This is a genomic window from Enterobacter sp. 22452, from assembly GCF_052045065.1.
GTDB lineage: Bacteria > Pseudomonadota > Gammaproteobacteria > Enterobacterales > Enterobacteriaceae > Enterobacter > Enterobacter mori.
In genome coordinates this window covers 1-8362 of record NZ_JBQEOB010000021.1, presented here as the reverse complement: position 1 = coordinate 8362, position 8362 = coordinate 1, and the positions used below count along the sequence as shown (strand labels likewise).

Here is an 8362-nt window from a genome sequence, read left to right as displayed (position 1 = left end):
TGAAGAAAAAGTCGATCACCATGGGTAAAGGATGTTAAAAAGTGTTCACCATGTCCCCGAACACCTGTCTACCATGTCCCCGGACTGTACACCCACAGGGAGAGGGAGAAAAACGGAGCCCGGCTTAGCGCTGGGCTTTTTTTTGCCAAAAAAAAAGCGGACCACGGGGTCCGCAAAAGTTCACGTTGGCTTTAGTTGTTCGAGTTTTGAGAGAAACTCGCTGACGGTGCGGGGACGTCAAGGGTCAAACACGTGCCGCCTCGTCTATGTGGCGTATTATTCAACAGAATGCTTGATAGGGATAATCGTTCGTTGCTATGCTATCTATCGCCATGAACTATCGTGGCGACGGAGGATGAATAATGAATATTCGTGATCTTGAATACCTGGTAGCGTTAGCCGAGCATCGTCACTTTCGCCGCGCGGCAGATTCCTGCCACGTCAGCCAGCCCACGCTGAGCGGTCAGATCCGCAAGCTGGAAGACGAGCTGGGCGTGATGCTGCTGGAGCGCACCAGTCGTAAGGTTCTGTTCACACAGGCAGGTCTGCTGCTGGTGGATCAGGCGCGCACCGTGCTGCGCGAGGTCAAAGTGCTCAAGGAAATGGCAAGCCAGCAGGGGGAGGCGATGTCCGGCCCGCTGCATATCGGCCTGATCCCAACCGTTGGCCCGTACCTGTTGCCGCACATCATTCCGATGCTGCACCAGACGTTCCCGAAACTCGAAATGTACCTGCATGAAGCGCAAACGCATCAGCTTCTGGCGCAGTTAGATAGCGGCAAGCTCGACTGCGCCATTCTGGCGCTGGTGAAAGAGAGCGAAGCCTTTATTGAAGTGCCGCTGTTCGATGAGCCGATGATGCTGGCGATCTATGAAGATCACCCGTGGGCGAACCGCGATCGCGTGCCGATGGCCGATCTGGCCGGTGAAAAGCTGCTGATGCTGGAAGATGGCCACTGCCTGCGCGATCAGGCGATGGGCTTCTGCTTCGAAGCGGGTGCGGATGAGGATACTCATTTCCGCGCAACCAGCCTGGAAACGCTGCGTAATATGGTCGCGGCAGGAAGCGGAATTACGCTGCTGCCTGCGCTGGCCGTGCCGCGCGAGCGTAAGCGTGATGGCGTGGTCTATCTGCCGTGCATCAAGCCGGAGCCGCGTCGCACCATTGGTCTCGTTTATCGTCCGGGTTCACCGCTGCGCAGCCGCTATGAGCAGCTGGCAGAGGCCATCCGTGGTTCGATGGATGGCCATTTTGACAACGCGTTAAAACAGGCGGTTTAAGCCGTTCAGCGCAGCTACCCGGTAGGCTTCCGCCATCGTCGGGTAGTTAAAGGTGGTGTTAACGAAGTACTCGATGGTGTTACCACCACCTTTCTGCTCCATTATTGCCTGGCCGATATGAATGATTTCCGCCGCGCGTTCACCGAAGCAGTGAATTCCGAGGATCTCTTTCGTCTCGCGATGGAACAGGATCTTCAGCGTACCCACGCTCATCCCCACGATTTGTGCCCGCGCCAGATGTTTAAACTGGGCACGTCCCACCTCGTAAGGCACCTTCATTGCCGTCAGCTGCTGCTCGGTTTTACCGACCGAACTGATTTCAGGAATAGTGTAGATCCCCGTTGGGATATCTTCGATCAGGTGCGCCGTCGCTTCGCCTTTTACCAGCGCCTGAGCCGCAATGCGCCCCTGGTCGTAAGCGGCGGAGGCCAGGCTCGGGTAACCAATTACGTCGCCGACCGCGTAAACGTGCGGTAGCGCGGTCTGGTACATGCTGTTGACCTTCAGCTGACCGCGGCTGTCGGTCTCAAGCCCGATATTTTCCAGCTTCAGTGAATCTGTGTTGCCGGTACGGCCGTTGGCGTACAGCAGGCAATCGGCTTTCAGCTTTTTGCCGGACTTCAGGTGCATGATCACCCCGTCGTCGCAGCCTTCGATCTTCTCGTACTCTTCGTTATGGCGAATGACTACCCCGCTGTTCCAGAAGTGATAGGAGAGGGAGTCTGACATCTCCTGGTCGAGGAATGCCAGCAGGCGGTCGCGGGTATTGATGAGATCAACTTTGACCTCCATTCCGCGGAATATCGACGCATATTCACAGCCAATCACGCCCGCGCCATAGATGATCACATGGCGTGGCTCGTGCTGCAGGCTGAGGATGGAGTCGCTGTCGTAAACGCGCGGGTGCGAGAAGTCCACGTCTGCCGGATGGTATGGACGTGAACCGCAGGCAATCACAAATTTTTCGGCGGTGAGGGTTTCAACCGAACCGTCGTGGCATTCGAGCGCCAGGGTATGTTCATCCACAAAATGCGCGTTGCCCTGCAAAATCTCACAGTGGTTACGCTCATAAAACCCCTGACGCATGCGCGTCTGCTGGTTAATGACGGTATCCGCGTGATTCAGGATGTCGGCAAAGGAGGAACGAAGAAGTCGGGAGTGGTCGCTGTAGAGAGGGTTCTGGTTAAATTCAATAATGCGGCTAACGGCGTGGCGGAGGGCTTTCGAAGGGATGGTGCCCCAGTGGGTGCAACCGCCGCCGACATTATGGTAGCGCTCAATGACCGCTACTCTGGCTCCCTGTTTCACCAGACCCATAGCAGCGCCTTCGCCGCCGGGGCCGGAACCAATAACTATTGCGTCGTAATCGTAGGAATGTGGCATGGCAAGGCTTACCTGTTCTTATACATAAAAGCAACAGAATCATAACATCATTGACAGAGTAACCCAATTATCGTTGTGCTTTTTTCCGGCAGTGGAGCACAAACCGCACGTAAACAATCATTCACAAAGCCAGGCAAACAGATTAATTTTATTCTCTGGTATAGTGCCATCAGGCCTTTGGAAGGATTCAACTATCGTGATGGGCGTAAGAGCACAACAAAAAGAGAAAACCCGGCGTTCGCTGGTGGAAGCAGCATTCAGTCAACTGAGTGCTGAGCGGAGTTTTGCCAGTTTGAGTCTGCGCGAAGTCGCACGCGAGGCCGGGATTGCGCCAACGTCCTTCTATCGTCACTTCCGTGATGTGGATGAACTGGGCCTTACCATGGTCGATGAGAGCGGGCTGATGCTGCGACAGCTGATGCGCCAGGCGCGTCAGCGTATCGCTAAAGGGGGCAGCGTGATCCGCACCTCCGTGTCGACCTTTATGGAATTTATCGGCAATAACCCCAACGCGTTTCGTCTGCTTCTGCGCGAGCGTTCGGGCACATCGGCGGCGTTTCGTGCCGCCGTCGCGCGCGAAATTCAGCATTTCATCGCGGAACTTGCCGACTATCTGGAACTCGAAAACCATATGCCGCGTGCGTTTACTGAAGCACAGGCCGAAGCCATGGTGACGATTGTTTTCAGCGCAGGTGCCGAAGCGCTGGATGTCAGCATTGAACAACGCAAGCAGCTCGAAGAGCGACTGGTATTGCAGCTGCGCATGATTTCGAAAGGTGCGTACTACTGGTATCGCCGTGAACAAGAGAAGTTGGCACATCAAACTGAAGAGTGAAGGTGAGTAATGAAACAGTCAGGTCAGGATAAAGGGACGCTGTTGCTGGCATTGATCGCTGGCTTATCCATTAATGGTACGTTTGCCGCTATTTTTAGCTCAATCGTGCCGTTTTCGATTTTCCCGCTTATTGCGCTGGTGCTGACGGTTTACTGCCTGCATCAACGTTACCTGAACCGCACCATGCCGGTGGGGTTACCGGGGCTGGCCGCTGCCTGCTTTATTCTGGGCGTCTTGCTGTATAGCACCGTGGTGCGCGCGGAGTATCCGGATATCGGCTCTAACTTCCTGCCGGCTGTACTGTCTGTGGCGCTGGTGTTCTGGATTGGCTCACGCATGCGTAGCCGCAAGAGCCAGTTACCAGAGTAAAGGGTTTTGTCATTGTAGGCCGGATAAGCGAAGCGCCATCCGGCTTTTTTGGCAGGTGGCGCTTCGCTTACCTGCCCTACAAGGCCCACATTACTTCGCCGTGAGCAGTACGCCGCACTCCATATGGTGCGTATACGGGAACTGATCGAATAGCGCCAGACGTTCAACCTTGTGCGTCTGGCTCAATGTTTCGAGGTTCTTGCACAGCGTCTCCGGGTTACAGGAGATGTACAAAATGCGCGGGTACGCCTGCACCATCTTTTCGGTTTCGCTGTCCAGGCCACTGCGCGGCGGGTCGACAAAAATCGTCTCACACTGGTAGCTCTTCAGATCGATCCCTTCCAGGCGGTTAAACTGGCGTACGCCGTTCATCGCCTGCGTGAACTCTTCTGCCGCCATACGAATGATCTGCACGTTGTCGATATGGTTAGCGGCAATGTTGTACTGCGCGGCGGCAACCGACGGCTTGGCGATTTCCGTTGCCAGCACGCGATCGAAGTTACGCGCCAGCGCCAGCGAGAAGTTGCCGTTACCGCAGTACAGTTCCAGCAGATCGCCCTTAGACCCTTCCGTCGCTTTCAGCGCCCATTCCAGCATCTGCACGTTCATTGCGGCGTTCGGCTGGGTGAAGCTGTTCTCGACCTGACGATACACCATCTCTTTACCGGCCACCGGCAGACGCTCGTCGATGTAGTCCTGGTCGAGCATGATTTTAGTTTTGGTCGCGCGGCCAATCAGGTGAACGTTGATGTTCTGCGCGCGCAGCGCATCACGCAGCGCTTCTGCCTGCTCGCGCCACTCGTCGTTCAAGGCTTTGTGATACAGCAGAGAGACAATCGCCTGATTGCTTTGCGTGGTCAGGTAGTCAATCTGGAACAGCTTGTTGCGCAGCACAGGGTTGTTGCGCACGCCGTCCATTATCAGCTTCATTAACTGGTTAATGAGCTCGCTCGCCGCCGGAAAGCTGTCCACGCGAATACGGGACTTCGTCTGCTGATCGAAAATGATGTGGTACAGGTCGTCACCGTCGTGCCAGATGCGGAACTCGGCACGCATGCGGTAGTGGCTGACAGGAGAGCGGAACACCTCGGGAACGGGCGCGTTGAAAGGCGTCATCATACTTTGCAGGCGGACGACTTTCTCTGCCAGCTGCGCGTCGTACTGTTCTGTCGGGAGGTGTTCTGGGGTCATGATGCGTCCTGAGTGATAAAGAATTACGCGGGGATTGTAGGCATTGTTCAGGGGATGTCCAGATTTAATGGCCAATAGCTATCTGGACATCTATACGTGTCTAATTGTAGCATTCTGTTTCCGGTCTCCTGAGAGTGAAAAGGGAATCCAGTGTAAATCTGGAGCTGACGCGCAGCGGTAAAGACTGGCGGGATGAGAGTTGTAGACACTGTGAAAATGGGAAGTCTTCATCCGTATAACGCCACCTAGCCCGAAGACCTGCCGGGATCACGTCGCATTTGGTTTCATCATCGCGTGCTATAGATGAGGCCTGCGGCATCCTTCTTATATTGTGGATGCTTTAACAATGATTAAAAAAGTATCGCTGTTGACGGCGTTGTCCGTCACGGCATTTTCGGGCTGGGCGCAGGACAGTGCCGACTCGTTGGTGGTGACGGCAAATCGTTTTGAACAACCTGAAAAATCTGTTCTGGCTGCAACCTCGGTTGTAACGCGTGAAGATATTGATCGCTGGCAATCCACGACCGTTATCGATGTCATGCGCCGCTTGCCCGGCGTGGATACGGCGCAAAATGGCGGGATGGGGCAACTCTCTTCTCTCTTTATACGTGGCACCAACTCCAGTCACGTCCTGATTCTGGTCGATGGTATTCGTCTTAACCAGGCGGGTGTCACGGGATCGTCAGATCTCAGCCAGTTCCCTATCGCGCTGGTGCAGCGAATCGAATACATTCGTGGACCACGTTCTGCTGTGTATGGCTCAGACGCGATTGGCGGCGTGGTGAACATTATCACCACGCGAGCAAAAGACGGTACAACGCTGAACGCGGGAGTAGGTTCGCACGGTTATCAAAACTATGGCGGCAGCACGCAGCAAACATTAGGCGACAGCACGCGCGTGACGCTGGCGGGTGATTACACCTATACCAAAGGTTTTGATGTGGTCGCGGACGGCAACAACGGTGGTCTTGCTCAGACCGATCGCGACGGTTATATGAATAAAACGCTATACGGCGCGCTGGAACATACATTCTCTGAGCAGTGGAGTGGCTTTGTGCGCGGTTATGGCTACAGCAACCGTACTGCTTATGACGGCTATTACAGCGCATTTACACCTGATGTGTTGGTTGATACCCGCCAGTTGTATAGTCAGACCTGGGATGCCGGGTTGCGCTTTAACGAGGACATCTTCCATTCACAGTTGCTCTCCAGCTACAGCCACAGCAAAGACTTTAACTACGATCCGCATCTGGGGCGTTATGACTCCACGGCGACGCTGGATGAAATCAAACAGTACAACGTTCAGTGGACCAACTCCGTTGACGTCGGGCACGGCAACATTGGCGCGGGTGTCGACTGGCAGAAACAGAGCACTGAGCCCAACACGAACTATGTCACGAATGGCTACGACTTGCGTAACACGGGCGTCTATCTGACTGGGTTGCAAAAATTAGGCGACTTTACCCTCGAAGGAGCAGCCCGTAGCGACGATAACTCTCAGTTTGGTCGCCATGGTACCTGGCAGAGCAGTGCCGCCTGGGAATTCATTGAGGGTTATCGGTTTATCGCCTCTTACGGCACGGCATATAAAGCGCCTAATTTAGGACAGCTTTACGGCTATTATGGCAACGACCATCTTGATCCAGAAGAAAGCAAGCAGTGGGAAGGTGCATTCGAGGGGCTTACGGCAGGTGTGAGTTGGCGTGTTTCCGCTTACCGTAACGATGTCGATAATCTTATCGACTTCAATAACAACCTCCAGGAATATTACAACGTCGGCAAAGCACGCATTAAAGGCGTAGAAGCCACGGCGTCATTTGACACTGGCCCGGTGATGCATACCGTCGGATATGACTATGTTGATGCGCGTAATGCAACGACCAACGAACTTCTTGATCGTCGTGCTAAGCAGCAGGTGAAGTACCAGCTCGATACCCAGATCTATGATCTCGACTGGAGCCTGACTTACCATTACCTGGGGACGCGTTACGACACCAACTTCGGAACCTATCCGTATCAAAAGGTTAAAATGGGCGGCGTAAGCCTGTGGGATGCCGCAGTTTCATATCCTGTCACCTCTCACCTCACAGTTCGTGGTAAAATAGCCAACCTGTTCGATAAAGATTACGAGACAGTTTATGGCTATCAAACTGCAGGACGGGAATACACCTTGTCTGGCAGCTACACCTTCTAATCCGCGTCCCACCGTGCTGGTGTTTGATTCCGGCGTCGGTGGGCTTTCGGTCTATGATGAGATTCGGCATCTGCTGCCGGATCTCCATTATATCTACGCCTTCGATAACGTCGCGTTCCCGTATGGGGAAAAGAGTGAAGACTTTATTGTGGAGCGTGTGGTTGAAATCGTCACTGCGGTTCAACAGCGCTATCCCCTGGCGCTGGCGGTTATTGCCTGCAATACGGCGAGCACGGTCTCCCTTCCTGCCCTGCGTGAAAAATTCCCGTTCCCGGTTGTGGGTGTTGTGCCTGCAATTAAACCCGCTGCGCGTCTGACGGCGAATGGTATCGTCGGTTTGCTGGCCACGCGTGGCACGGTAAAACGTCCTTATACGCGTGAGCTCATTGACCGTTTCGCCAATGAGTGCCAGATCGCAATGCTGGGTTCGGCAGAACTGGTGGAGATGGCGGAAGCCAAGTTGCACGGAGAGGCGGTATCACTCGACGAGCTGCGTCGCATTCTTCGCCCGTGGCTGCGGATGCCGGAGCCACCGGATACGGTTGTGCTGGGCTGCACTCACTTCCCTCTATTACAAGAAGAACTGTTAGAGGTACTCCCGGAAGGAACTCGGCTGGTGGATTCTGGTGCTGCCATTGCTCGACGCACGGCCTGGCTGCTGGAACATGAAGCGCCGGATGCAAAATCGTCTGATGCGAATATCGCTTTTTGTATGGCGATAACAAAAGAAACCGAGCAACTTTTACCCGTTTTACGCCGTTATGGGTTTGAAACGCTCGAAAAACTGGCGCTCTGACACAGTTTTGCGCAAAAAAGAGACGGTTAAACGTTTTTTTTAAAAGAGGGGTTGTCAACGTCTGAGAACTCCCTATAATGCGCCTCCACTGACACGGAACAACGGCTTGCAAGCCGCCGGGTTAGCGGGGTTCAGAGATGAACGCCAACAGAGAAAAGTAAAAATAATTGCTTGACTCTGAATGAGGAAAACGTAATATACGGGACCTCGCAACGGTGAGCGAAAGCCGCGTTGCACTGCTCTTTAACAATTTATCAGACAATCTGTGTGGGCACTCAAAGTGACATGGATTCTTAATGTCTTCGGACAATAAA

The 8362-nt window shown here is 54.1% G+C and carries 7 protein-coding genes and 1 riboswitch; of the genes, 5 read left to right on the top strand and 2 right to left on the bottom strand.

Going from position 1 to position 8362, the window contains the following annotated elements; all coding sequences use genetic code 11:
* The first annotated feature begins 362 nt into the window (after positions 1-362).
* Complete coding sequence (gene oxyR / locus ACTJJA_RS23885) at positions 363-1280, top strand: DNA-binding transcriptional regulator OxyR (RefSeq protein WP_014172176.1); 918 nt, start codon at positions 363-365, stop codon at positions 1278-1280.
* Here oxyR and sthA read toward each other — a convergent pair.
* The gene (gene sthA / locus ACTJJA_RS23880) at positions 1263-2663 is read right to left on the bottom strand and encodes a Si-specific NAD(P)(+) transhydrogenase (RefSeq protein WP_042713640.1); all 1401 of its coding nucleotides are present in this window, start codon (positions 2661-2663) and stop codon (positions 1263-1265) included. The genes oxyR and sthA overlap by 18 nt on opposite strands.
* A 196-nt stretch (positions 2664-2859) precedes the next feature.
* Here sthA and fabR point away from each other — a divergent pair, with 196 nt between their 5' ends.
* Together fabR and ACTJJA_RS23870 are read left to right on the top strand one after the other, a co-directional pair.
* Positions 2860-3498, top strand: coding sequence for an HTH-type transcriptional repressor FabR (fabR, locus tag ACTJJA_RS23875; RefSeq protein ID WP_008501784.1), 639 nt, complete (start codon positions 2860-2862; stop codon positions 3496-3498).
* A gap of 9 nt (positions 3499-3507) precedes the next feature.
* Positions 3508-3867, top strand: a complete 360-nt coding sequence (locus ACTJJA_RS23870) for a YijD family membrane protein (protein ID WP_042713638.1) — start codon at positions 3508-3510, stop codon at positions 3865-3867.
* A gap of 90 nt (positions 3868-3957) precedes the next feature.
* Here the strand turns inward: ACTJJA_RS23870 and trmA are convergent, their stop codons facing one another.
* Positions 3958-5058 (bottom strand): tRNA (uridine(54)-C5)-methyltransferase TrmA, encoded by a 1101-nt coding sequence (gene trmA, locus ACTJJA_RS23865; protein WP_108417926.1) that lies wholly within the window; start codon positions 5056-5058, stop codon positions 3958-3960.
* A 104-nt stretch (positions 5059-5162) separates the two neighbouring features.
* Positions 5163-5338, top strand: a riboswitch (cobalamin riboswitch).
* Between the two features lie 66 nt (positions 5339-5404).
* On the opposite strand from trmA, the gene btuB reads away from it, so the two are divergent.
* Positions 5405-7252: a TonB-dependent vitamin B12 receptor BtuB gene (gene btuB, locus ACTJJA_RS23860; RefSeq protein ID WP_089601528.1), complete on the top strand. Its 1848-nt coding sequence runs from the start codon at positions 5405-5407 to the stop codon at positions 7250-7252.
* A complete protein-coding gene (gene murI, locus ACTJJA_RS23855) occupies positions 7197-8048 on the top strand; it encodes a glutamate racemase (RefSeq protein WP_100167541.1) in 852 nt (283 codons plus the stop codon). Before btuB ends, murI begins: the two co-directional genes overlap by 56 nt.
* Positions 8049-8362 lie beyond the last annotated feature (314 nt).